This window comes from Planococcus halocryophilus, assembly GCF_001687585.2.
GTDB classification, from domain to species: domain Bacteria; phylum Bacillota; class Bacilli; order Bacillales_A; family Planococcaceae; genus Planococcus; species Planococcus halocryophilus.
The window spans coordinates 3,059,714-3,082,195 of the sequence record NZ_CP016537.2; the positions used below are offsets into that span (position 1 = coordinate 3,059,714).

At 39.8% G+C, this 22,482-nt stretch carries 24 protein-coding genes and 1 riboswitch; of the genes, 13 read left to right on the top strand and 11 right to left on the bottom strand.

Going from position 1 to position 22,482, the window contains the following annotated elements; genetic code table 11:
* Nucleotides 1-6: 6 nt before the first annotated feature.
* On the top strand, nucleotides 7-1,503 hold the full coding sequence (locus BBI08_RS15140; protein WP_040850986.1) for a peptide MFS transporter: 1,497 nt from the start codon (nucleotides 7-9) through the stop codon (nucleotides 1,501-1,503).
* A gap of 180 nt (nucleotides 1,504-1,683) precedes the next feature.
* On the opposite strand, the gene BBI08_RS15145 is transcribed toward BBI08_RS15140, so the two are convergent.
* On the bottom strand, nucleotides 1,684-2,325 hold the full coding sequence (locus BBI08_RS15145) for a pentapeptide repeat-containing protein (RefSeq protein WP_008498310.1): 642 nt from the start codon (nucleotides 2,323-2,325) through the stop codon (nucleotides 1,684-1,686).
* A 69-nt stretch (nucleotides 2,326-2,394) separates the two neighbouring features.
* Entirely contained in the window at nucleotides 2,395-3,084 is a 690-nt protein-coding gene (locus tag BBI08_RS15150) for a universal stress protein (protein WP_008498309.1), read from the bottom strand.
* Between the two features lie 319 nt (nucleotides 3,085-3,403).
* Between BBI08_RS15150 and BBI08_RS15155 the strand changes: the two genes are divergently transcribed.
* The 11 genes from BBI08_RS15155 (at nucleotide 3,404) to BBI08_RS15205 (ending at nucleotide 13,097) form a co-directional block, all read left to right on the top strand.
* On the top strand, nucleotides 3,404-5,806 hold the full coding sequence (locus BBI08_RS15155) for a Na+/H+ antiporter subunit A (RefSeq protein WP_065528296.1): 2,403 nt from the start codon (nucleotides 3,404-3,406) through the stop codon (nucleotides 5,804-5,806).
* Complete coding sequence (locus tag BBI08_RS15160; RefSeq protein ID WP_008498308.1) at nucleotides 5,793-6,215, top strand: Na(+)/H(+) antiporter subunit B; 423 nt, start codon at nucleotides 5,793-5,795, stop codon at nucleotides 6,213-6,215. The genes BBI08_RS15155 and BBI08_RS15160 overlap by 14 nt, the downstream gene beginning before the upstream one ends.
* A 3-nt stretch (nucleotides 6,216-6,218) precedes the next feature.
* Entirely contained in the window at nucleotides 6,219-6,557 is a 339-nt protein-coding gene (locus BBI08_RS15165) for a Na(+)/H(+) antiporter subunit C (RefSeq protein WP_008498307.1), read from the top strand.
* A complete protein-coding gene (locus BBI08_RS15170; protein ID WP_065528574.1) occupies nucleotides 6,550-8,034 on the top strand; it encodes a Na+/H+ antiporter subunit D in 1,485 nt (494 codons plus the stop codon). The genes BBI08_RS15165 and BBI08_RS15170 overlap by 8 nt, the downstream gene beginning before the upstream one ends.
* A gap of 30 nt (nucleotides 8,035-8,064) precedes the next feature.
* The gene (locus BBI08_RS15175) at nucleotides 8,065-8,550 is read left to right on the top strand and encodes a Na+/H+ antiporter subunit E (protein ID WP_008498306.1); all 486 of its coding nucleotides are present in this window, start codon (nucleotides 8,065-8,067) and stop codon (nucleotides 8,548-8,550) included.
* Nucleotides 8,547-8,831, top strand: a complete 285-nt coding sequence (locus BBI08_RS15180) for a Na(+)/H(+) antiporter subunit F1 (RefSeq protein WP_008498305.1) — start codon at nucleotides 8,547-8,549, stop codon at nucleotides 8,829-8,831. The genes BBI08_RS15175 and BBI08_RS15180 overlap by 4 nt, the downstream gene beginning before the upstream one ends.
* Nucleotides 8,809-9,159: a Na+/H+ antiporter subunit G gene (locus tag BBI08_RS15185; RefSeq protein WP_008498304.1), complete on the top strand. Its 351-nt coding sequence runs from the start codon at nucleotides 8,809-8,811 to the stop codon at nucleotides 9,157-9,159. The genes BBI08_RS15180 and BBI08_RS15185 overlap by 23 nt, the downstream gene beginning before the upstream one ends.
* 427 nt (nucleotides 9,160-9,586) lie before the next feature.
* Entirely contained in the window at nucleotides 9,587-10,282 is a 696-nt protein-coding gene (locus tag BBI08_RS15190; protein ID WP_008498303.1) for a DUF1538 domain-containing protein, read from the top strand.
* Entirely contained in the window at nucleotides 10,279-11,007 is a 729-nt protein-coding gene (locus tag BBI08_RS15195) for a DUF1538 domain-containing protein (protein ID WP_065528297.1), read from the top strand. The genes BBI08_RS15190 and BBI08_RS15195 overlap by 4 nt, the downstream gene beginning before the upstream one ends.
* Nucleotides 11,004-11,696, top strand: a complete 693-nt coding sequence (locus BBI08_RS15200; RefSeq protein WP_008498299.1) for a P-II family nitrogen regulator — start codon at nucleotides 11,004-11,006, stop codon at nucleotides 11,694-11,696. Before BBI08_RS15195 ends, BBI08_RS15200 begins: the two co-directional genes overlap by 4 nt.
* Nucleotides 11,697-11,906: 210 nt before the next feature.
* The gene (locus BBI08_RS15205) at nucleotides 11,907-13,097 is read left to right on the top strand and encodes a CDP-glycerol glycerophosphotransferase family protein (protein WP_008498298.1); all 1,191 of its coding nucleotides are present in this window, start codon (nucleotides 11,907-11,909) and stop codon (nucleotides 13,095-13,097) included.
* Nucleotides 13,098-13,164: 67 nt separating this feature from the next.
* On the opposite strand, the gene BBI08_RS15210 is transcribed toward BBI08_RS15205, so the two are convergent.
* Nucleotides 13,165-13,920, bottom strand: coding sequence for an exodeoxyribonuclease III (locus tag BBI08_RS15210; RefSeq protein WP_040850985.1), 756 nt, complete (start codon nucleotides 13,918-13,920; stop codon nucleotides 13,165-13,167).
* A 241-nt stretch (nucleotides 13,921-14,161) separates the two neighbouring features.
* Here BBI08_RS15210 and BBI08_RS15215 point away from each other — a divergent pair, with 241 nt between their 5' ends.
* Nucleotides 14,162-15,439: an MFS transporter gene (locus tag BBI08_RS15215; RefSeq protein ID WP_008498296.1), complete on the top strand. Its 1,278-nt coding sequence runs from the start codon at nucleotides 14,162-14,164 to the stop codon at nucleotides 15,437-15,439.
* 61 nt (nucleotides 15,440-15,500) lie between these two features.
* On the opposite strand, the gene BBI08_RS15220 is transcribed toward BBI08_RS15215, so the two are convergent.
* The 8 genes from BBI08_RS15220 to rlmN form a co-directional block, all read right to left on the bottom strand.
* The gene (locus BBI08_RS15220) at nucleotides 15,501-16,328 is read right to left on the bottom strand and encodes a YkuS family protein (RefSeq protein WP_008498294.1); all 828 of its coding nucleotides are present in this window, start codon (nucleotides 16,326-16,328) and stop codon (nucleotides 15,501-15,503) included.
* Nucleotides 16,329-16,413: 85 nt separating this feature from the next.
* On the bottom strand, nucleotides 16,414-16,902 hold the full coding sequence (thiW, locus tag BBI08_RS15225) for an energy coupling factor transporter S component ThiW (RefSeq protein ID WP_008498293.1): 489 nt from the start codon (nucleotides 16,900-16,902) through the stop codon (nucleotides 16,414-16,416).
* The gene (gene thiE / locus BBI08_RS15230; protein WP_051041699.1) at nucleotides 16,899-17,516 is read right to left on the bottom strand and encodes a thiamine phosphate synthase; all 618 of its coding nucleotides are present in this window, start codon (nucleotides 17,514-17,516) and stop codon (nucleotides 16,899-16,901) included. The genes thiW and thiE overlap by 4 nt, the downstream gene beginning before the upstream one ends.
* 19 nt (nucleotides 17,517-17,535) lie before the next feature.
* Nucleotides 17,536-18,381 (bottom strand): bifunctional hydroxymethylpyrimidine kinase/phosphomethylpyrimidine kinase, encoded by an 846-nt coding sequence (thiD, locus tag BBI08_RS15235; protein ID WP_008498291.1) that lies wholly within the window; start codon nucleotides 18,379-18,381, stop codon nucleotides 17,536-17,538.
* Nucleotides 18,378-19,163, bottom strand: coding sequence for a hydroxyethylthiazole kinase (gene thiM / locus BBI08_RS15240; protein WP_065528298.1), 786 nt, complete (start codon nucleotides 19,161-19,163; stop codon nucleotides 18,378-18,380). The genes thiD and thiM overlap by 4 nt, the downstream gene beginning before the upstream one ends.
* A 1-nt stretch (nucleotide 19,164) precedes the next feature.
* Nucleotides 19,165-19,848 carry a thiaminase II gene (gene tenA, locus BBI08_RS15245; protein WP_040851003.1) on the bottom strand — a complete coding sequence of 228 codons (684 nt, stop codon included), beginning with the start codon at nucleotides 19,846-19,848 and terminating at the stop codon, nucleotides 19,165-19,167.
* A gap of 92 nt (nucleotides 19,849-19,940) precedes the next feature.
* A riboswitch (TPP riboswitch) is annotated at nucleotides 19,941-20,044 on the bottom strand.
* Between the two features lie 132 nt (nucleotides 20,045-20,176).
* Complete coding sequence (locus BBI08_RS15250) at nucleotides 20,177-20,734, bottom strand: SurA N-terminal domain-containing protein (RefSeq protein WP_008498289.1); 558 nt, start codon at nucleotides 20,732-20,734, stop codon at nucleotides 20,177-20,179.
* Between the two features lie 229 nt (nucleotides 20,735-20,963).
* The gene (gene rlmN, locus BBI08_RS15255) at nucleotides 20,964-22,037 is read right to left on the bottom strand and encodes a dual-specificity RNA methyltransferase RlmN (RefSeq protein ID WP_008498288.1); all 1,074 of its coding nucleotides are present in this window, start codon (nucleotides 22,035-22,037) and stop codon (nucleotides 20,964-20,966) included.
* Nucleotides 22,038-22,482 lie beyond the last annotated feature (445 nt).

A 22,482-nucleotide genomic window follows, 5' to 3' on the forward strand; every position in this document is an offset into this window, starting at 1 on the left:
TGAATGATGTCTGAAAAGTATTCTCGACAAGAGATTGTTAAAAGCGTTCCTCAAAAAGGCTTTTTTGGTCATCCAAAAGGGTTGTTCACATTATTCTTCACTGAGTTCTGGGAACGGTTCTCTTATTATGGGATGAGAGCCATTCTAGTTTTCTATATGTATTACGAAATGTCCGAAGGTGGACTTGGTCTTGATCAAACGACTGCATTATCCATTATGTCTATTTATGGATCACTCGTTTACATGTCTGGAATTATCGGTGGTTGGTTAGCTGACAGGATATTCGGTACTTCTAAAGCCATATTTTACGGTGGGATACTTATTATGCTTGGGCATATTGCTCTAGCTATACCCGGAAATCTTGCTTTATTCTTTGTTTCAATGGTCTTAATTGTACTGGGTACCGGTTTATTAAAACCAAACGTATCGAGTGTGGTCGGCGAGATTTATGAAGAAAATGATGACCGACGCGATGCAGGGTTTAGTATTTTCTATATGGGGATCAACATGGGTGGTTTCTTAGCGCCATTAATTGTTGGTACTGTCGGAATGAAAATCAGCTTCCACTTAGGTTTTAGTATTGCCGCTGTCGGGATGTTCCTTGGTCTAGTAATATTTGTTCTTACGAAGAAAAAAAATCTTGGCTTAGCAGGAACTGTTGTGCCAAACCCGTTATTGCCTTCAGAACGCAAGGCAACGATTCGAGCGTTCACTATCGGCGCATTAGTCATTGCGGCAGCAATTGCTATCGGGATTCCAACAGGTCTATTGACGTTCAATAGTTTCGTCGGAATTGTCGGGGTTTTTGGTATTTTAATTCCTGTTTTGTATTTCACTGTTATGTATCGCAGCAAAAAGACAACAGAAGTGGAACGCTCACATTTGTTGGCTTATATTCCTTTATTTATCGCGTCAGTTATGTTCTGGGCGATTCAAGAACAAGGTTCAACAATTCTTGCTGCATACGCAGATACTCGCACAGATCTTGAATTTGCAGGAATCACCATCTCGCCTGCTTGGTTCCAATCGTTAAATCCATTATTCATCATAATGTTAGCGCCAGTCTTTGCTTGGATGTGGGTTAAACTTGGAAGCAAACAACCATCTATTCCGCAAAAGTTCTCTCTCGGATTACTATTTGCCGGTTTGTCTTTCTTAGTTATTTTATTACCAGCTTATTTTGGTGGACCATCAGCATTGGTTAATCCACTTTGGCTTGTTCTTAGTTATTTCATCGTTGTATTAGGTGAACTTTGCCTATCTCCAGTTGGGTTATCAGCAACAACTAAATTGGCACCCGCTGCTTTCTCAGCTCAAACAATGAGTTTATGGTTCCTTTCTAACGCTGCTGCTCAAGCCATCAACGCGCAGTTGGTTAAGTTCTACACAGTTGAAAACGAAATGATGTATTTCGGAATCATCGGTGGTGTTTCAATCGTTCTAAGTATCGCGTTGTTTGCCTTTGCACCACGCATTCAAAGCTTCATGAAAGGCGTTCGCTAATATTTAAAAAAGCGAACATAAAAACCCCGACAGTCAAAACTGTCGGGGTTTTTATAGTTATTCGAAAAATTTTCTCATTTCATTTCGCTTCAGACGGACCCGTTCCGCTCCATTCAAGGATGTGATCATTTATTAATTGTTCCAGGAGACCACGACTCATTAAAAGTTTCTTCTATAATATTAACCATTCGCTATAATCATTCCCATTTGACGTGCAAAGGCGATTGCTTGGTCGGTCGATACGGTGCATCCTTGAAGTTTGTCTATTGATACTTGGATGCTTTCAAACGTATTGGTGCTAAGGTCGATTCCGTTAAGACTCGTTTGTGTAAAGTTAATGTCATTCATATCGCACAACCGGAATTCGCTGCTCTTTAGTTCCATTTCATAAAAGTCTGCAAACCGCATAGAAGAAGAGACAAAGCTTACGGCATTACATAAGGTAAAACCAAATGTAGCATAATTTAAAATACATTCTTCAAAAAGTGTATGGCGAATTCCTGCTTCTGCAAAATTAGCCCCCATCAATTTGGAGTTGCGAAATTCCGTTCGATGAAAAACTGCGCGACTCATGTCCATATTTGATAAATCGCAATTCAAAAAAATCACATCGACAAACTCCGAACGTGGCCAACTGGTTTCAAGAAAAGTGACATTTTCAAATACAACTCTGTCGATATGCAGTGCTTCTTCTGTATTCAAATCAATAGTTTCTTGTGAAATTCGGCAATTGCTTATGTACTGATCATCCAATGCTTCAACAAAAGAGCGCGTCTCTAACTCTTTTGGGAGCAGCGGTGTTAATCTTTTCGTTTTCTTCATGACTTCCCCTCCTTCTACATACAAAAAAAGACTACCTCTACGACGAAGCAGTCTTTTATTGTGGTGTATTTATTTTTTCACTAATTCTTTCCCTAAACATTCATCAATGATTTCAGGCAATTCGATTCGATCTTCGGTTACTTCAACTTGATATATTTTATTGTCATGCATGAATTTAAAGATTCCGTTATCAAAATCGGTACCGATTTCTTTAAAGAAAATCCCTTCAAGCTGACAATTTTTCGATTGTGTAAAGTTGACCTTGTAACTATCGCCATCTTTCATCAAGTAACAGCGTACACCTTTTTCAAACTCGTCACCTTCAACGCCTTTAACTGTGCGCGCTACAGAAACAACATGCAAGTCGACAAACGGAATTTCACGAAGTAACAAGTTCAAGAATGAACCTTTTGTGATTTCTTCCCATCTACTTCTTGCCGTCTGTCCCATGACAATTTGCGTGATGTTACAATCATGCGCAACATCCCCGATGACTTTTGCAGTCGGGCGTTTTTCATTATCACGAACAATAAATTCCTCAGCATCATATTCTTCAGCAAGTTCTCTCCATCTTTCAATATAAGAGACTTTTTCAGCATCAAACTCATCAACAGATCTTGAATCTACCGTTAAAATATACAACGGACAATCCAGCATAGTAGCAAGCTTATTACCCCGATTGATTAAACGTTCACCATTCGGTCCGTAAAAAACACATACCAAAATACTTTCATCCATTCGTCCTCTGATTTTTTTCATCTATGTTCACCTCACTGAAAATATAATCTATACATTGACATTCAAAACTATGAAATTATACTTCTTCCAATAGAGGAAATCAAGTGTTTCAGGCTTATTTTGGAATTTTTATCCACTTCTGACTTAACAGCTTATCCGTTGCGACTAGCTGACAAATGAAAATCAGACTGATTTCCTGTATAATTTAGATTGATTGCTTTACGAACCCTTACTATAGTACAAGATGGGACAAGCGTAAACCTTTTGTCCTCATTATATACCCGCTTCATCACTTTTACATTCAAAATTACTTAACTAGTCTAATACAGGAGGTTTTGCTGTGTATCTATTGATCTTGGCCATTCTAATCCCTTTTTTCTTTACTGCCCTTATCCCGCTTATACATAACCGAGTTGGATCAATTCACCTTGGCTGGCTCGTACTGTTTGTTCCGCTTGTTTTGTTTAGTATTTTCACAGCCCAAATCCCCGCTATTTCTAATAGTGATACATTGATGCAAACTGTTCATTGGATTCCTTCACTAGGCATTAACTTTACCGTTTACCTGGATGGTCTCAGTTTAATCATGGCTTTACTAATCACAGGTATGGGAGCTCTTGTCGTTCTCTACTCTATCTACTATTTGTCACCATCCGATTCTTTCCCACATTTTTACGCCTACCTCCTGCTCTTTATGGGTGCAATGCTGGGGGTTGTCTTATCTGATAACCTCCTTGTATTGTATGTCTTTTGGGAACTAACTAGTATTTCTTCTTTCCTATTAATTGCTTTTTGGTACCATCGGAAAAATTCACGTTACGGGGCACAGAAATCATTATTGATTACAGTGTTCGGTGGATTTGGCATGCTCGCTGGGTTCTTAATGTTGCACTCAATGACTGGAACTTTTAGCATCCGGGAAATTATTGCTACGATTGCCCAATATACAGATCATGCACTTTTTTATCCGGCAATGTTCTTAATACTGCTTGGTGCATTTACTAAATCGGCACAATTCCCTTTTCATATATGGCTACCTGATGCAATGGAAGCACCGACACCTGTCAGTGCTTACTTACACTCAGCCACAATGGTTAAAGCCGGTATTTATCTAGTTGCCCGCTTTACTCCAATTTTTGCTGGCAATGCCGCTTGGTTTTGGACAGTTACACTTGTCGGACTTGTCACCTTATTCTGGGGAGCGTATTGCGCTGTCCGACAAACCGATTTAAAAGCGCTGCTAGCTTATTCAACAATTAGCCAATTGGGCTTAATTATGAGCTTGTTCGGTCTTGGTTCAGCGGCTTTGCACTTTGGTGATGGTGAGCAAGGGGCATTATACGGTTTAGCTATTTTCGCTGCCTTATTCCATATGGTCAATCACTCCACATTTAAAGGTGCCCTTTTCATGGTAGTTGGAATTGTCGATCACCAAGTCGGAACACGCGACATACGGCGATTGGGAGGGTTAATGGCCGCTCTGCCAATTACCTTCACCTTTGCTGTGATTGGTAGCTTTTCAATGGCTGGACTACCATTTTTAAATGGCTTCTTAAGTAAAGAAATGTTTTTCACAGCTTCAGTTAATGCGGCAGGACTTCCTGTATTTGGCGCACCAACATGGGGGTTAGCAATTCCCATTATTGCTTGGATCGCTTCGGTATTCACTTTTGTGTACTGTATGATTTTCGTATTCCGCACCTTTTTTGGGACACCTCAATTGAAAAAGGCCGATAGAAAACCGGTTGAACCAACGTTAGGTATGTTGGTTTCTCCAGCTATACTTTGCGTATTCATTATTGGCTTGTTTTTTGCGCCAAACTTGTTGGGCGACTATTTATTGAGACCTGCATTGAACGGCATACTCCCAGGAATTTCTGGTGCTACTCCCCATATTTCTGCATGGCACGGTTTTAATACAGAATTATTTATGACCTTAGGTATTGTCGTTATCGGAACAGTTCTTTTCCTTACTTTACGCAGTTGGATTAAAATCATCCGCCTTCAACCAGCAGGATGGACTTTCACCGCTGTTTACAACTCATTTCTGAAGAATTTGAAAAAAGCATCTAACTGGATTACTACGCATTATATGACAGGCCACTTACCTTCTTATTTTGCTTATATCTTTATGTTCTTTATCTTAATAGCTGGAGGTACGCTTATTTTTACAGGAGCGCTATCCATTGATTTGACTTCTGACTCGCCTATTAGTGTTTATGAAGGTTTACTTACAGCAGTGATGGCGATTGCGGCAATTAGCATCCTGTTCGCTAAGTCACACCTTTCCGCAATTTTATTGAATGGGGTTTTAGGCTTTTCAATCGCTATTTTCTTTGTTCTCTTCCGTGCACCAGATTTGGCACTTACACAGCTTGTTATCGAAACCGTTACAACTGTATTGTTTCTGTTATGCTTTCTTTTTTTACCGGAATGGACGGCGGAAGACTCGTCAAAACGAACAAAACTTCGAAATGCCCTGATTGCAATCGGTGCTGGGGTGACCATCACGTTAATCGGCTTGACCGTCAATAGCGGAAAGTTATTCGACAGCATTTCAGGTTATTTTGAAAATTCCTATGAACTTACGGGTGGAGACAATATTGTCAATGCGATTTTGGGAGACTTCCGAGCTTTTGATACGATGCTTGAATCTCTTGTGTTGTTTATTGCCGGTCTCGGAGTCTATACATTAATTCGCCTAAAGCTCGGAAAGGGGTCCGGAAAAGATGAACATCAATGATGTGATATTAAAAACGGTATCAAAAGCTGTTGTTCTGATCATTTTAACATTCGGCATTTATTTGTTTTTTTCCGGACATAATCAACCAGGTGGCGGATTCATCGGCGGTTTAGTTATTGCGTCTGCTTTTGTATTGATGTTCTTATCCTACGATTCCGAAACCGTCAGTGAGGCATTGCCTATCGATTTCAAAAAACTTTCTGGGCTTGGCGTATTACTCGCCATGACGAGCGGAATAGCGCCAATGTTTTTAGGCGGTGCTTTTCTAAGTCAAAGTTTCGGATATTTTGATTTGCCGATTTTCGGAAAAACCGAATTGGCCACCGTTACCATATTCGAAGCCGGTATCGCATTAACTGTAATTGGCGTTGTCGTGAATATTATTCTTAGCATAAGTGAGGATGAGTAGCCTGTGGAATCATTGATCATTGTTTTGGTCGGCGTCCTTACCACGGTCGCCATCTACCTTGTTTTATCCAAAAACGTCGTTCGCGTCATATTAGGGACAGCCATTTTATCTCACGCAGTCCACCTTCTCATCTTATCGATGGGTGGTTTAAAACTCGGAGCTGTCCCACTACTCGGAGAAGAAGCCGTCAATTATGTAGATGCCTTGCCTCAAGCCTTGATTTTAACGGCTATTGTCATTAGCTTCGCTGTTACGGCATTTATACTTGTCCTTGCTTACCGTGCCTATCAGGAATTGGGAACCGATAATTTAGGGGCTATGCGAGGTTCTGATGATGAATAATATATTAGTTCTTCCAATGCTACTACCGATTATTGTAGGTGTTTTACTTATTTTCCTTCGGACTTACGGTCGAATTCAAGCTTGGATTAGTTTGACCGCTATGGCATTAACCGCTGGTATTTCAGGCTATCTTCTGCACAAGGTTCAAACAGATGGCATTATCCGACTGGACTTTGGTGGATGGGAGCCGCCTTTTGGCATCTTATTTGTCGCTGATTCCTTTGCTGTTTTGCTCGTACTAACGTCTAGTATTATTACGGCTATTTGTTTGAGTTACGCTCTTATTTCCACTAGCAAAGAACTGCAAACCATGTATTTTTATCCCACGGTGTTGTTTCTTATAGCCGGTGTTAATGGATCTTTTTTAACCGGTGATATGTTTAATCTCTTTGTTTGTTTTGAAGTTATGTTGTTGTCCTCTTACGTATTACTGACTTTAGGTAATTCCAAACGCCAACTGCGTGAAGCGATTAAGTATGTTTCCATCAATATCGTTTCTTCTTGGTTTTTCTTAGTTGCTTTAGCGTTTCTTTATGGAGCTGTCGGCACTTTAAATATGGCTCATTTGGCTGACCGCGTTGCAGAAGTGGGACAAACCCCATTACTCACTACCATCAGCATTGTCTTTTTAATTGTTTTCAGTTTAAAAGCTGGATTGCTTCTTTATTTCTGGTTGCCAGGCTCTTATAGTTCACCACCTATTGTCACCTCTGCCCTTTTCGGTGCATTGCTGACCAAAGTCGGCATTTATGCTCTATTCCGTGTTTTTTCACTGATTTTTCACCATCAGCCGGAAATCACACATACAGTCATCGGCATTATGGCTGCACTGACCTTAATTGGCGGAAGTCTCGGAGCGATTTCTTTTAATGATCTTCGCAGCATAGCAGCTTATAATGTTGTCATTGCGGTTGGGTTTATACTCGTTGGATTAGCCATTGCAACGCCCGCTGCAATTGCAGGGTCTATTTACTACATCATTCACGATATGGTTGCAAAAGCTTTGCTTTTCCTACTTATTGGGACCATGATTACGTTAAGCGGCACGTCAAAAATGGCAGGTATGAGTGGTCTTATGAAAAACTATCCTTTACTGGGATGGTCCTTCTTCGTTGCGATGCTATCACTTGCTGGGATTCCTCCGCTCAGCGGTTTTATCGGTAAAGTCCTAATTTCGAGTGCTGCTATCGACAACGGTTCTTATGTATTGTTGGCATTGTCCTTACTTTCAAGTATTTTTGTCCTTTACTCTTTGCTTCGTGTTTTTAAGAATTGCTTTTGGGGCGAAACCATTGTTAGTAAAGAAGAGCAGCTGCCATTACGCAGAGGTGTATTAATCCCGTGCTTAGTATTAGTCGGTTTAACAATTCTTATCGGCTTAGGCACAGAAAGTATGTCTCCTTATGTAACCGATGCTGCAGAAACATTAGTAAACCCTAGCGTTTATATTGATGCTGTATTAGGCAAAATCCAGTAATCTACCATCTATTGAAAGGAGTGAATTAGAGTGCCGGCTCAATTTCTAATAAATATGACGATTGCGTTCTTATGGACTTTGTTGATGGATGAAGATGCTTTTTATGTCACAACTTTTTTGACGGGTTACTTAATCGGAATCGGAATTCTTTTCTTGATGCATCGTTTCTTTGGAACAAAGTTTTACTTATTGCGTTTGTATTCCACCATTAAATTATTATTGATTTTCATTTCAGAACTTTTCCAATCCAGTCTGCTAATTATGAAGCAAATTTTAAGCCCACGACTCAAAATAAAACCCGGCATCTTCACTTACGAACATAGTATGGAAGGCGATTACGAACTAACGACACTTGCACTTTTACTAACCTTGACCCCTGGTTCTGTAGTTATGGAAGTATCGCCTGACGGAAAAACTTTCTATATTCATGCAATGGATGTAGAAAGTTCTCGAGAAGCTGTATTAAAGTCTATTAAGGTATTTGAAAAAGCAATTATGGAGGTGACGAGAAATTGATTGATACGATATTGACGATTGCCCTCTCTCTTTTTATCCTAGCCATCATTTTGGCATTGTATCGCATTATCCGTGGCCCCTCCATGCCAGACCGCGTAGTAGCACTGGATATGATTGGCGTAAATCTGATCTCAGGTGTAGCTGTATTTTCCGTCGTTCTCAGTACGCACGCATTTCTCGAAGTCATCCTAATTGTTGGGATTCTGGCATTTATCAGTACCCTTGCGTTAGCGCGCTTTGTTGAAAGGGGCGATATCGTTGAGCATAAACACAATCGGTGAATATTTCGGGGTTTTCCTCATTTTAATCGGCAGCATCATGGCGGTCATTAGTGCAATCGGAATTATTCGGTTGCCAGATGTTTACACTCGTTCCCATGCAGCTACTAAAAGTTCCACGTTGGCTGTATTGTTATCATTGTCTGGCACATTTATTTATTTCTGGGCAACAGAAAACTTTATCAGCGTTCGACTTCTGCTCGGTATAACGTTTGTCTTTTTAACAGCTCCTGTATCAGGTCACTTACTAACACGAGCAGCTTATCGATCGAACGTTAAATTAGCCAACGCTTCCACAGAAGACGCACTGGAAAAGTTATTTAAGAAATAAACAAATGCTCAATGCATAAACTACAGCCAAATTCTTATTAAACTGAATAGTGATGCATACTCTTCAACCGGACTGGCCACTTCGCTTTCCGTGGGCTCAGCTTCAGTCTCCTCGTCACTGAAAACCCATGCTTCTGCATCGCTGCGCTAGCTTCGTCCGCGGAAAGCGTCCACTGGGTGCGGAGAATCCTATATGCATAAAAAAAATGAGTAACTATTCTTTTGTCTACAAGCTGAAACTACAGCCAACTCGATTTATTCGAGTTGGCTGTAGTTTTTATATTTAGAGAAAATCGCTCCGAACGCTTTGAGGAGAACAAAGCCAAATCAACATATTTTCACGACGCTTTTTTATCATTAAAGCAAAAGTTTATCAAAAATAAAGGTAGGGAATAGTGAGAGAAAAAGAGTGTAAGAAGGGATAATCGATGGACAATGTGAGAGACACTTTTAAAGAAGTTGCCGCCGCAATCCTTCCGGTTACCACCGTTGTCATTTTATTGCAGCTTATTTTTATCCGAATTCCTTTTGAAGCGTTAATCCAGTTTCTTATTGGTGTCTCGTTTGTCAGCGTTGGGTTTTTCTTATTCCTTATAGGTGTGAATGCCGGATTATTGCCCATTGGCGAAATGATTGGTAGAAAACTTCCCAGCACAAAGAAAGTCGGGTTTATTATCGCAACAGGGTTTTTGCTTGGGCTTGTAGTGACAATCGCAGAACCCGACGTCCGTATCCTCGCAAAACAAATCGAAGAGACGTCTGAAGGGACTGTCAGTGCCCCAACCCTGATTTGGTCGGTCTCACTTGGACTCGCCATCTTCGTAGCATTAGCGATGATTCGCACCATTTTTAGAATTCCTCTCCATTACTTGCTCATCGGTGGTTATACTTTGGTTTTTCTATTATCTTTTTTTGTTCCAAAAGATTTTATCGCGATCTCGTTTGATGCAGGAGGTGTGACAACAGGCCCAATGGCAGTTCCTTTCATTTTAGCGCTCGGGATTGGTGTTGCATCTGTTTTGCGCCTCGAGACTGAGAACTCTGGGGAGAAATTCGGGTTAATCGGCCTGGCATCTATCGGGCCAATTTTGGCAGTTATGTTGCTGGGGGTGTTATTCAGGTGAACATCCAAATTTTCGAAGGATTTCAAACAGTCATGCTAGAAGTGAGTATTGCGCTACTTCCTTTGTTGGTGTTTTTTGCAGCTTTTCAAATCTTCTTATTAAAGTTACCTAAGCAACGCGTCCTGCAGGTGGGCCTTGGGTTTATTTTGACCTTTTTTGGTCTTTCTTTTTTTATCCAAGGAGTTCATGTCGGCTTTATGCCTATTGGAACAATGATTGGAGAAAGGCTTGGCAGTCGAGATTATAAGTGGGTCTTGATCCCGATTGGTTTTGTCCTTGGCTTTTCTGCTACTTTTGCTGAACCGGCAGTGAGTATTATGATAGATGAAGTCGACCAGGAAACGGGCGGTTATATTTCTCGGAAAATGATGCTTTACACGTTATCCATGGGAGTCGGCATTTCTATCGCCTTATCCATGTTACGAATTTTGACGGGTTGGTCGCTTTGGTATTTCATCATTCCTGGTTATTTATTGGCCTTTATACTGGTGTTTTTTTCAACCCAAACTTTTATTGGCATTGCTTTTGATTCAGGAGGAGTCGCAACCGGTCCTATGACAGTTACTTTTCTTGTTGCCGTTTCAGTAGGGATTTCATCTGTTATTAAAGGGAGTAACCCACTGACTGACGGTTTTGGCATGATTGCCCTTGTGGCTCTTACCCCAATCATCGCTGTACTTATATTAGGCATAATTTTCACTAAAAAAGGTGGGAAAACCAAATGATTCTTAATCATAGATTAATGATCGCCATCGTTAAAAGAGGTCAATCACGCGATGTAATTGCTGCAGCAAAAAAAGCTGGAGTGGATGGGGCGACTATTATATACGGAGAAGGAATAGGAAGAAACGAAAAACCAACGTTTCTCGGCTTACCTGTAACTCACGAAAAAGATATTATTCTATTTGCATTAGATGGTGACAGTGAAACTGCTATAGCAAAAGCCGTATCTTCAGCTGGCAGCTTGGGTAAGTCTGGTCACGGTCTTGGATTTACAATTCATTTGAGTAAATTGCTCGGAGTACCCCACCTATCCCATCGTCAAGACGATCGGAAAAGAAAGAGAGGTTTAATCAATTTGGACTCTGAAATAACAGCTTTCCAACTAATTGTAACCATTGTAAATTCAGGGGATTCTGCAGCTGTTGTGAAAGCTGCTGCAGAAGCAGGTGCAGAAGGTGGCACCATCTTAAATGGCCGCGGTACAGGTGTTAACGAACAACAAAAATTTATGAACTTTACCATTGACCCTGAAAAAGACATCGTACTTACATTAATCCCCAATAGTTATGCTGAAAAAGTGGTCAAAAGTATTGAAGAGGCTATTGATTTGAACGCTCCTGGCAAAGGTATCTCTTTTTTAATTGATGTGGAAAATGTATTTGGCGTTAACCACTCTTCTTTAAGAAGTTAGAAATCGGATGTCTAATTCACTAAAGTTATACGTCCGTCCATAGGTCTTAAAAGCCGATAAGCCTTGTTGGCTCGCCGGCTTTTTCTTACGTGCGTTCAATGCGCTAATTGGCCAAGTAACCCTCAATAATTTACATGAAGTCAAAATAGACAAAGTACACATTATATGAAAAACTAAAGAAATGATAACTAGCAGAAAGCAGGGTTTTAAATGAGTGTAGAGTTAAAGGAAAAAGGCCGTTTAGATGCCTTAAGTGTATTTTTTAAAGTGTCAGCTGCCTATACCCTGTCTTTGTTTACGAAAAAGAAAGACAGAAAGAAAATTGTTTTAGTGGGAGGAAATCTAGGGGAAAAATATGAAGATAATGCCGCAGTTTACCATAAATACTTACTTAACAACCATAAAGAACAAGTGACTGCTTACTGGATGTATGACCCGAAAACCAAGTATGCCAAAGATCAAAAAATCGAAAATGCGGTACCGCTTGGGAGCTTTAAAAACTACTTACTTTTTTTCCAAGCTGACTATACGTTTCATGGGCATTCTCTTCTTTACGATATCGCTCCAGCAGCGGATAAATTTCTTTTTCTTAACCGTAAAACAATCATTACTCACATTAGCCATGGTATTGAAGGGTTTAAGAAAATACTCATTCAAAAAGAAGATATTCCTTTATTAAAAAGAACCGATTATTTTAATTGTGCTTCTCAATATGAATACAACTTAAAGCTACATGAATGGAAAATGCCTGAACATAAATTGATTATCACAGGTTTTCCTCGTTTTGATCGCTATCTGCCTCAACAGCCCGCTAAAGAAGTTAAAAATATTTTGATGATGATGACTTGGCGTGAATGGCTATTTGACTTAACAAAAGAAGAGTTTATCGATAGTCCTTACTTTAAAACTACGACTGGTTTATTGCAGCATGAAGGCATTCAAAAACTGTTAGCAGAACATGACATTCGTTTAAATATTGCGCTACATCCTTTTATGAAAAAATTTGAAGGCTATTTTACAAATCTGCCTAACGTTGAACAACATGTTACATTCCTCGATTTCAATCAACAAACAATTTCGCAATCCATTGATGAAAACGATATGTTATTAACGGATATCACAAGTGTATCGTGGGATTTTCTTTACTTAAATAAACCGATTATTTTCTATATGTTTGACCAACAAGAATATTTAGAAAGACGCGGAGCCTATTTAAACATGGATACCGATCTATCTGGGTATAAAGCAAACTCTATCGACCACGTTTATGATTACTTGAAAAAAATAGTCGAAGAAAAAATCACTTGGAATGAATGGTACCCAAAAGCAACCGATTATTTCGATTATTTCGATCAAGACAATTGTAAACGTTTGACTCATCGTGTCATGAATTTACAATAGTTCCACGTGAAACTATTAAAACTAAAATAAAAGGACGTAGAAAAGCGGCATGCTTTTCTACGTCCTTTTAACATTCTACTTGTAACTCGACAGGGCAATGATCAGAACCCCATATATCTATATGTATTTTCGCACTTTGAAGTGCTGGTACCAATCGTTGAGATGCTAAGAAATAATCGATTCGCCATCCTACATTTTTCTCGCGGCAGTTAGAGCGGTACGACCACCAAGAATAATGTCCTTCTTCTTCAGGGTGGAAATGACGGAATGTGTCAACAAATCCTTTTTCTAAAAACTGCGTCATCTTCCCACGTTCTTCCAGGGTGAAGCCAGAATTCTTTTTATTGGCTTTTGGATTTCTCAAATCGATTTCTTCATGTGCCACGTTTAAATCTCCACATAATAGTACCGGCTTATGATTGTCTAACGCCTTTACAAATGACAAAATAGCATCTTCCCATAACAATCGATAATCTAGACGCAACAAGCCATGCTGAGAGTTTGGTGTATAAACGGTTATTACATAATAATTATCAAACTCCAGTGTAATGATTCGACCTTCTGTATCGAGCTCTTCTAAACCCAATCCGTATTGAATTGATAACGGCTTTTGTTTTGTGAAAATCGCTGTACCTGAATAGCCTTTTTTGTGAGCGTAATTCCAATATGTATAATAACCAGGAAGGTCCATTTCGATTTGTCCTTCTTGTAATTTTATTTCTTGTAAACAAAATACATCCGCATTTACTTCAGTAAAAAAATCCATAAAACCTTTTTTCATAACTGCCCGAAGGCCGTTAACATTCCACGAAATTAACTTCAACAATTATCCCTTCTTTCTCTTTATCAATTCTAAACGAAGCCTTACTCAGACTCAATCAATCGCTAGTAGCTACTCAATATATGTAAAATTTCTGTATTTTCTTAAATATTCTGCATCATTCATATGGAACTTCTTGTACAATAAAACTATCTTACAAAGCACATCGTCACTCGTCGCAAATTTGAGTCTCTTGAATGCCGAGTATTCAATTGAGCTCTTCAGAGGCAAAAGGGGGTAAACCATGAAAAAGTATTCAAAAGAAGAAAAAAGCTGGGCATTATATGATTGGGGAAGTTCTGCTTATTCTATTATTATTACGACAGCTGTTTTCCCGATTTACTATAAAGCTTCAGCTACTGGAGCGGGTGTCAGTTTATCCGACTCTACAGCTTATTTAGGGTATACGATTGCGATCTTCACGTTCATATTAGCGATGATTGGACCTATATTAGGTACCATTGCTGATTACGAAGGCATGAAAAAGCGCTTTTTTGTTGCCTTCTTTTTATTAGGAACCATTTCAACAGCTCTACTCGCTTTTATACCAAACGAAAATTGGTTGTTGATGTTAATTTGTTATGTATTCGCTGCTCTTGGCGCGACCGGTGCTAATTTATTTTATGATGCATTTATTGTAGACGTGACGACAGAAAAACGTATGAACAGCGTCTCTTCTTTTGGTTACGGGTTGGGGTATATCGGCTCAACGATTCCATTTATCCTCTCAATCGCTATTATTCTATTGTCCCAAAATGGGGTACTGCCTATTTCGGTGACCATCGCTAGTCGAATCGCATTTTTAATCACTGCCATTTGGTGGATCATTTTCTCAATTCCGATGTTCCGTCACGTTAAACAAGTTTACTATATTAAACGAGAACCACGTCTTGTGCACCAGAGCTTTAAACGCCTAGGTAAAACAATCCGAGAAATTCGTCAATACCGCGCGTTAGTGTTATTCTTAATCGCTTATTTCTTTTATATTGATGGGGTCGGAACAATTATTGCCTTATCGACTGCTTATGGAACTGACTTAGGTTTGGATTCATCGAGCTTACTAATTGTCTTGTTTGTTACGCAAGTAGTGGCTGCTCCATTTGCCATTCTTTACGGTCGTTTGGCTAACCGATTTACAGGTAAAAAAATGCTTTATGTGGGAATTTGCGTTTATATTGTGATTTGCATTTACGCCTTTTTCCTCGAGACCATTACGGATTTTTGGATTCTTGCTATGCTTGTAGCAACGAGCCAAGGGGGTATTCAAGCACTTAGCCGTTCTTATTTCGGCAAACTTGTTCCGAAAGAAAATTCCAATGAATTTTTCGGCTTTTATAATATTTTTGGGAAGTTTGCCGCAATACTGGGACCGTTGCTTGTAGCCGTTACTTCTCAAATAACCGGCAAATCTAATATGGGCGTATTCAGCCTTGTTGTCTTGTTTGTGATCGGACTCATTGTCTTGTCCCGCGTACCGGAACCAAAAGCTCATGAATCCATAGATGAAGTATCAAGCGTGTAAAGTTATCAGTTTGAACTCAAAAAGGTGCCTTCCAACTTAGTTGGAAGGCACCTTTTAATGATTATTTTTTATTGTGATCTTCAGCTTTTACGGTTACGTTGCCTGCATTGTCTTTTGTGATAGTAGCATCTTTTAAATCGACAACTTCAGTTCCGTTTTCTTCTTTATCGGCTTCTTTATTAGCTTTTTTAATTTCTTTTTCTACTGTTTTTTCAGCTTTTTCGTGCTCTTTTTCAGCTTTTTCTTCTTGTTTTTCTTCTTTTTTCATTGTTTTCTCTTGCTCTTTAACTTCTTTTTCAATCGCTTTTTCTTGTTTCTTTACTTCTTTTTCTTCTTGTTTTTCTAGACGTTTCGCCTTAAGTTCATCGGCTTTGCCTTTAGCTGTTTCTTTTATATCATTTGTTTTTTCTTTTAGTTGGTTCGCTCTTTCTTTCACTTGATCTATTGCCCCACCCGAACCTTCAGCGTTCTCTTCTTTTAACGTAACTGCTTTTTCTTTAACGATTTCTTGAAGTTCTTTACCGCTTTTCGGCGCTAATAATAGTCCTGCTGCCGCTCCGATAACTGCACCCGTTGCAGCACCGATTAAGAAGCCTCCGCCTCCGCCACTTTCTTTGTGATCGGTTTCAGTGGATTGTGGGTTATGAATTTTCCCACCGCGTACAAGACGCTCTTCTACTTCTTCTACGATTTCATATAATGTACGCCCTTTAGCTTCAACAAGCGATACGCTCATGTGATAATCAGCTAAATCCGCCTGATCTCTTACAACAATAACGTCATAATCAGTTGAATCTGATTTTTCCTCTAGCATATCTGCCTGATAACCTTTTTTCTCTAGTGCTTCGCGTACTGATGTAAATGGATGCTCAACTGCAACTTTTGCCATATTCTGTCCACTCCCTTTAGTAAAGTCTATATCTATTAAGTTTCCCTAATTGGAAAATAATAAACATTCACTTAAATCCTGATCCCTATTTCCATACTTCCAATGTATTGACTTTGCGCAATCGCACGACCAATACCATACCTAATATGGAGCCAGTTAAGCTAGAGATGAAAAAAGGAGGGATAAAAAACAAAGCTCCAACTTCTGTGCCTAATAAAAGTCGAGCGTAAGGGACTGCTATTAAAGAAGCGATGATACCTGTCCCTACTACTTCACCTATTGCAGCGAACCAAACTTTACCGAACTTGGCATACATAATGCCTGCCAAAAGTGCACCAATCATGCCACCTGGAAAAGCTAATAGTGAACCTGTGCCAGTCAACACTCGAACGGTTCCGGTCAAAAAGGCAATTAATACCGCAGGACCTGGTCCAAAGAGAACTGCCGCCATCACATTGACTGCGTGTTGTATTGGATACGCGCGGGCAATACCCGCAGGAAAATAAACAAAAGCAGAACCTGCCACTCCTATCGCAACAAACATAGCCATTAAGATTAGTTTTTTCGTGTTCATCTTCCAATCCCTTCTTTACAAGATAGTTGAAAAGCCTCTACTTGTTTGGCAATATCGATCGCATTCGCTATTGCCGAAATAACTGCAAGACCTGATACACCAGCCTTCCACACTTGATTAGCGTTTTCTGGTGTAATCCCTCCAATGCCCACAATTGGCAATTGGGGAAATTCGCGTTTGACTGCTATGATTTCTTCGACCCCCGCAGGCTTTTTCGCATCAGTTTTAGAAGTCGTACCAAAAACCGGACCCATTCCCACATAATCAGCGCCGTCTTGAATAGCTAGCCTTGCTTCATCTACAGAATGAACAGAAACACCTAATACTTTATTGTCTCCAATCAGTTGACGTACTTGAGAAGCTGTTTCGTCATCTTGACCTACATGAACACCATCAGCCCCGATATTCCATGCTAATTCGATGTCATCATTAATGATAAATGGAACTGAGTAGCTTTGACATAATTGTTGACAACGCAACGCAAAATCTCGTAATGCTGTACCTGTTAAAGCTCCTTTTCCTTTTTCACGCAACTGAAAATGTGTGATACCTCCTTCCAGCGCTTCCTCTAATGTACTCAAAGGGTCTTTTGCCGCTGAATTTTGAGAACCCATTACAAAGTAAATAGCGGGTTTATTGGAAAACCTCAATTTTATTTACCTCCGTCTTTTCGTGTCTTCTCATTTGGTAAGCTCCGTGATTTGTAGGCCCATGACCTTTGCCAATATTCAGTGGGTCACTGAGCGCCGCTTGGATAAACTCCTTCGCCGTCAAAATCGCTTCTTTCAGTTCCCGACCTTTAGCGAGCTGGGCCGTTACTGCCGCTGCGAATGTACAGCCCGTGCCATGTGTTTGGTTTGTCGCAATGCGAGCGGCACGGAATACTGCCGATTCACCATTCAAATGTAAAAAATAATCCTCGGCATACTCTGGGTCTGTTCCATGTCCACCTTTAATGACAACCGCTTGCGCTCCTAATGATAAAACCCGCTCTGCTGCACGGCGGCGGCTAAAAACATCCGTAATAGAAATGCCGGTTAAAGCTTCTGCTTCTGGAATGTTCGGTGTGACTAAAAATGCTAAAGGCAATAAATGGGTTTTTAATGCTTCTACAGCTTCTGGTTGCAATAAATTCGCTCCGCCTTTAGCAATCATAACCGGATCTACGACTAGATTTTTCCACCCATATTGCTGGATTGCCTTAGCTGTTTCTTGAATAATTTCAGGATTGAATAGCATGCCTGTTTTCAAAGCGCTAATGTCAAAATCGTCGCCTACTGCCTCTAATTGTGTTTGAATCGCTTGGACCGACATCGGATAAATGGCATTCACACCTGTTGTGTTTTGGGCTGTGACCGCAGTGATTACAGAAGTCCCGTAAACACCTAGCTCTTGAAACGTTTTTAAATCGGCTTGGATGCCCGCCCCTCCTCCTGAATCTGAACCTGCTATAGTCAAAGTTTGTGGCGTTTTTTTCATACCGTCTCCTCCTGCAAAGAAATTCGCTCGCTTACTTCCCTTTCCGTCAAGCTGTATAATTGATTCATAAAAGCTTGCTGAAAGTCCCCAGGCAATTGGGTTTCTTGACGAGCTTGTTCACCTGCAATTGCGTAAAAGCATAAAACATCACGAACGATTTCTACCGGTTTTTTAGTGGATACAGCAAGACCCGCAGCTACCACGCTACTCAATAAACAACCAGTCCCTGTGATAGTAGCCATCAGTGGGTCTCCATAACGGATTTCCATAACGGATTCCCCGTCTGTCACGATATCTACTGGCCCTGTGACTGCTACTAGTAATCCTAATTTTTTTGAAGTGGTCACAGCAAGCTGTTTAACGTCTAGGAAGCCTTCTCCGGCGTCAACGCCTTTTGACTCCCACTGTTCCCCAGCTATTGCCGCAAGCTCTCCTGCGTTGCAACGAAGAACGTTAACGTGTACTGTTTCTAAAATTTCGTAAACAGCCTTTAGACGAAAGTCACTTGCACCTGCTCCCACAGGATCTAGTACGACTGGAATCCCTAATTGATTGGCTTTTTTTCCAGCAATCAACATGCTTTTTAGCGATTCAGCATGCAAAGTTCCGATATTTAAAGACAAGGCTTGAGATAATTCGGCAAGTTCTGCTGCTTCTTCAGGAGCTTCTCCCATAATTGGCGACGCGCCAATGGCTAAAAGACCATTCGCTTGAAAATTTGATACCACATGATTGGTGATGCAATGAACCAGTGGATTTTTTTCTTTTATTAACTGCAACATATTAGACACCTACTTTTTCAATCGTCTCTATAGACCATGATTCTTTTCTCCACGCTTGATCCCAAAAGTTTAATTCGTAATAACTACTTTTTTGGAAATGGTCTTTTAGTTCATTGCGTCGCGCTTCTGGCAACTCTTCTGTTAACTGATTCATCCGTGCGATTTGTTCGTAAACAAGCTCCCCAAATTCTTCGGAACCGTATGTTTCAATCCAACGGTCGTAAATCGGATGGTTAGGCTCTGCATTTTTTAAACGTTCGCCGATTTCATAATACAACCAATAACAAGGTAAAATAGCAGCTAATACATCTGCTAATTCTCCGGCAGATGCGTGATACATATGAGAGACATATGCGTACGCTGTAGGAGAAGGCTCGAATGCTGCCCAATCTTCCTCTGTCACTTCTAATATTTTCATAAATGATTGATGTAGAGATAATTCGGCAGTACTTGTATGTGCGGCATGAATCGCAAAGCGTTGAGTCGTTTCCAAATCTTTTGCTTTAGACGCACCAATTGCCTGTATTTTTGCGAAATGAGATAAATAATAAGCGTCTTGCATGACATAAAAACGGAATATATCGACCGGCAATGTCCCATCTTCAATTCCTTTAACAAAGGGATGCTCAAAACTCGCCTGCCATAGGTGGTCACATTCTTTTCTTACTTCTTTACAAAAAGTCATTTCTCCATCTCCCTTTTCTGTGTTCATTTACACAAAATAAAAACGCCGCTCCCCAATAAAGGGAAGCGGCGTATGCAGTCGATAAGAAAATAGCAGACGGTCCGCCACTTCCCTCCGCTGGTATGATCCAGATCAGGTTCAAAGGGTCCGAGCTTATGCTCGTCTCAGCCGATATCCGGCTCCCCTAGTGGTGTTTTTATTTATGTTTTCGAAATCACTATATCATAGTTTCTGAGAATACTATAGTCTTTATAAAATTCTTCTTACTGATAAAAGATACAAAACTAGATTTTTATCTCTAGTCTACTCTACTCAATTCTACTAGATATTAATCGATTAACACTTCTATTTCTTTTCCGTTTTCTTCTACCAGTTTTTCTACTAAATTAGTGTATTCTTCTCCAAATTCCTCCATCCACTTTACATCATTAATGTCTCCTTCCCCTAGTTTCTCCTCAAGATACGTATTGATATAAGTATTTTGTTCAATAATTTTTTTAGCGTATTGTTTTTGAAACTCTTCAGGTGTCATATCTAATTTGTTCGCTTGAGCGATGGCATACTTACGAACTTGCTTACTGCCATCATCTTTTGTATTTTCAGAAGGAAGTATTTCAAAATCATCCTGATTTTCTTTAACCATTACATGAGGAGAAATATCAAGATTCATTTCCTGTACTTCTTGTTTGATCAATTCTGTTACTATTACCGAATCTAGATAATCTAATGCTGTATCATCAGGATATAAAAAGCGCAAATCACCTATCGTAATCTCATGACCGTTTACAGTAGCTGCTACTTCATTATCATCGTATGTTGAAACATCGTTACAGCCAGCTAAAACGATTATGCCAAGCAAAATTCCTATGCACAGAATTTTCTTCAATACCTCACTCCCTTTTGTTAACTTAAGGTTGAATAACTCATTCCATAAAGATGAATACGTTCTTAGCGCTTAATAAGTTTCATAAATTAGACAAAAGAAGACTTATACTTTTTTCGAATTTTTAAGAGAGCCTTATTTATCACGAATCATTTTTCAAACAAAAAAGACCACAAACAACTCGAGTTGTTTGTGGTCTAAGATTCCTGAAACTCAGGAATAATGTTGTTTATTAAACTGTTACTTCTTTTTTATCTTTTTTGATTTGTTTGCTTCGTAATTGACCACAAGCAGCATCAATGTCAGCACCTTGCTCGTGACGTACGCCACAGTTAATGCCTTTTTTCTTCAATGCATCGTAAAACGCACTGATTGCTTCCGGTGTACTTTGTTGATATTGATCGTGCTCATCAACAGAGTTGTACGGAATCAAGTTCACGTATGACAAGTGACGCTTGTCTTCTAGCAATTTCGCTAATTGATTTGCTTCTTCAACGTGGTCATTCACATCACGCAATAAAATGTATTCAAACGTGATACGACGATTCGATTTTTCCAAGTAATAATCGATAGAAGCCATTAGCTTCTCGATTGGATATGCTTTGTTGATTTTCATGATACGCGTACGCAATTCATTTGTTGGCGCATGAATTGAAATTGCAAGGTTTACTTGCAAGCCTTCGTCTGCATAATCGTAAATTTTCGGCACAATCCCACTAGTAGAAACCGTAATGTGACGAGCTCCAATAGCCAAGCCTTTTTGAGAGTTGACGACATTTAAGAAGCCCATCAAATTGTTATAGTTATCAAATGGTTCACCGATACCCATAACTACGATATGACTTACACGCTCGTCTTTTTGTTGTGCATCAAAATGCGCTTGTACTTGCATAATTTGCTCAACAATTTCGCCCGCATTTAAATCGCGGCTCTTTTTCAATAGTCCGCTGGCACAGAAACTACAGCCAATGTTGCAACCAACTTGTGTTGTTACACAAACAGAATTTCCGTATTTAAAGCGCATCAATACCGTTTCGATCAAGTTGCCGTCTTGCATTTTGAAAAGGAACTTGATAGTACCGTCTGCAGATTCTTGTTTAACCGTTTCTTTTAACGTACGAATCGCAAAGTTGTCTTCAAGCAATTGAATACACTCTTTCGAAAGATTGTTCATTTCCGCAAATTCAGTGACACGTTTAATATACAACCAATCCCATACCTGCTCCGCACGGTACTTTTTCTGGCCGTTTTCTAAAAACCATTCTTTTAACTGGTCTATCGTTATTCCATAGATGGAATTTTTCATTTTAGAACCCTCATTTCAAATTTCACAATTGCTTATTATAATACTAAAAATAACGCTTGACAACAACTATTTTTGTTTAGACAGAAAAATCTGATAAAAAAACCGTGTCATATCAGGGGCTTAAGAAATAGCTTGGGTAAAAAGAAATGAACTCTTTGAGCTCAATTTCCTATTTAAACCGATAAAAATGAGAAAAACCAGGCGCTTTTAGCAAACCTGGTTTTAGTGGATTATAAATGAATTGAGCTACACGGGAGCCTCCGCTTTTCTTTTTGTCTAGCTCTAGCGCAAAGCTCTTCGGGTCATAAGCCAACCCGACTGTGCGGCAAAGAACGCCACTTCGTCGGTCCGTCTTATGCCCGTCAGAGCTACACGGGCGCTTCTGCTTTTCTTTTTGTCTAGCTCCGACTCCCAGATTCTAGGGTCATAAGCCACTCTAGCTGTG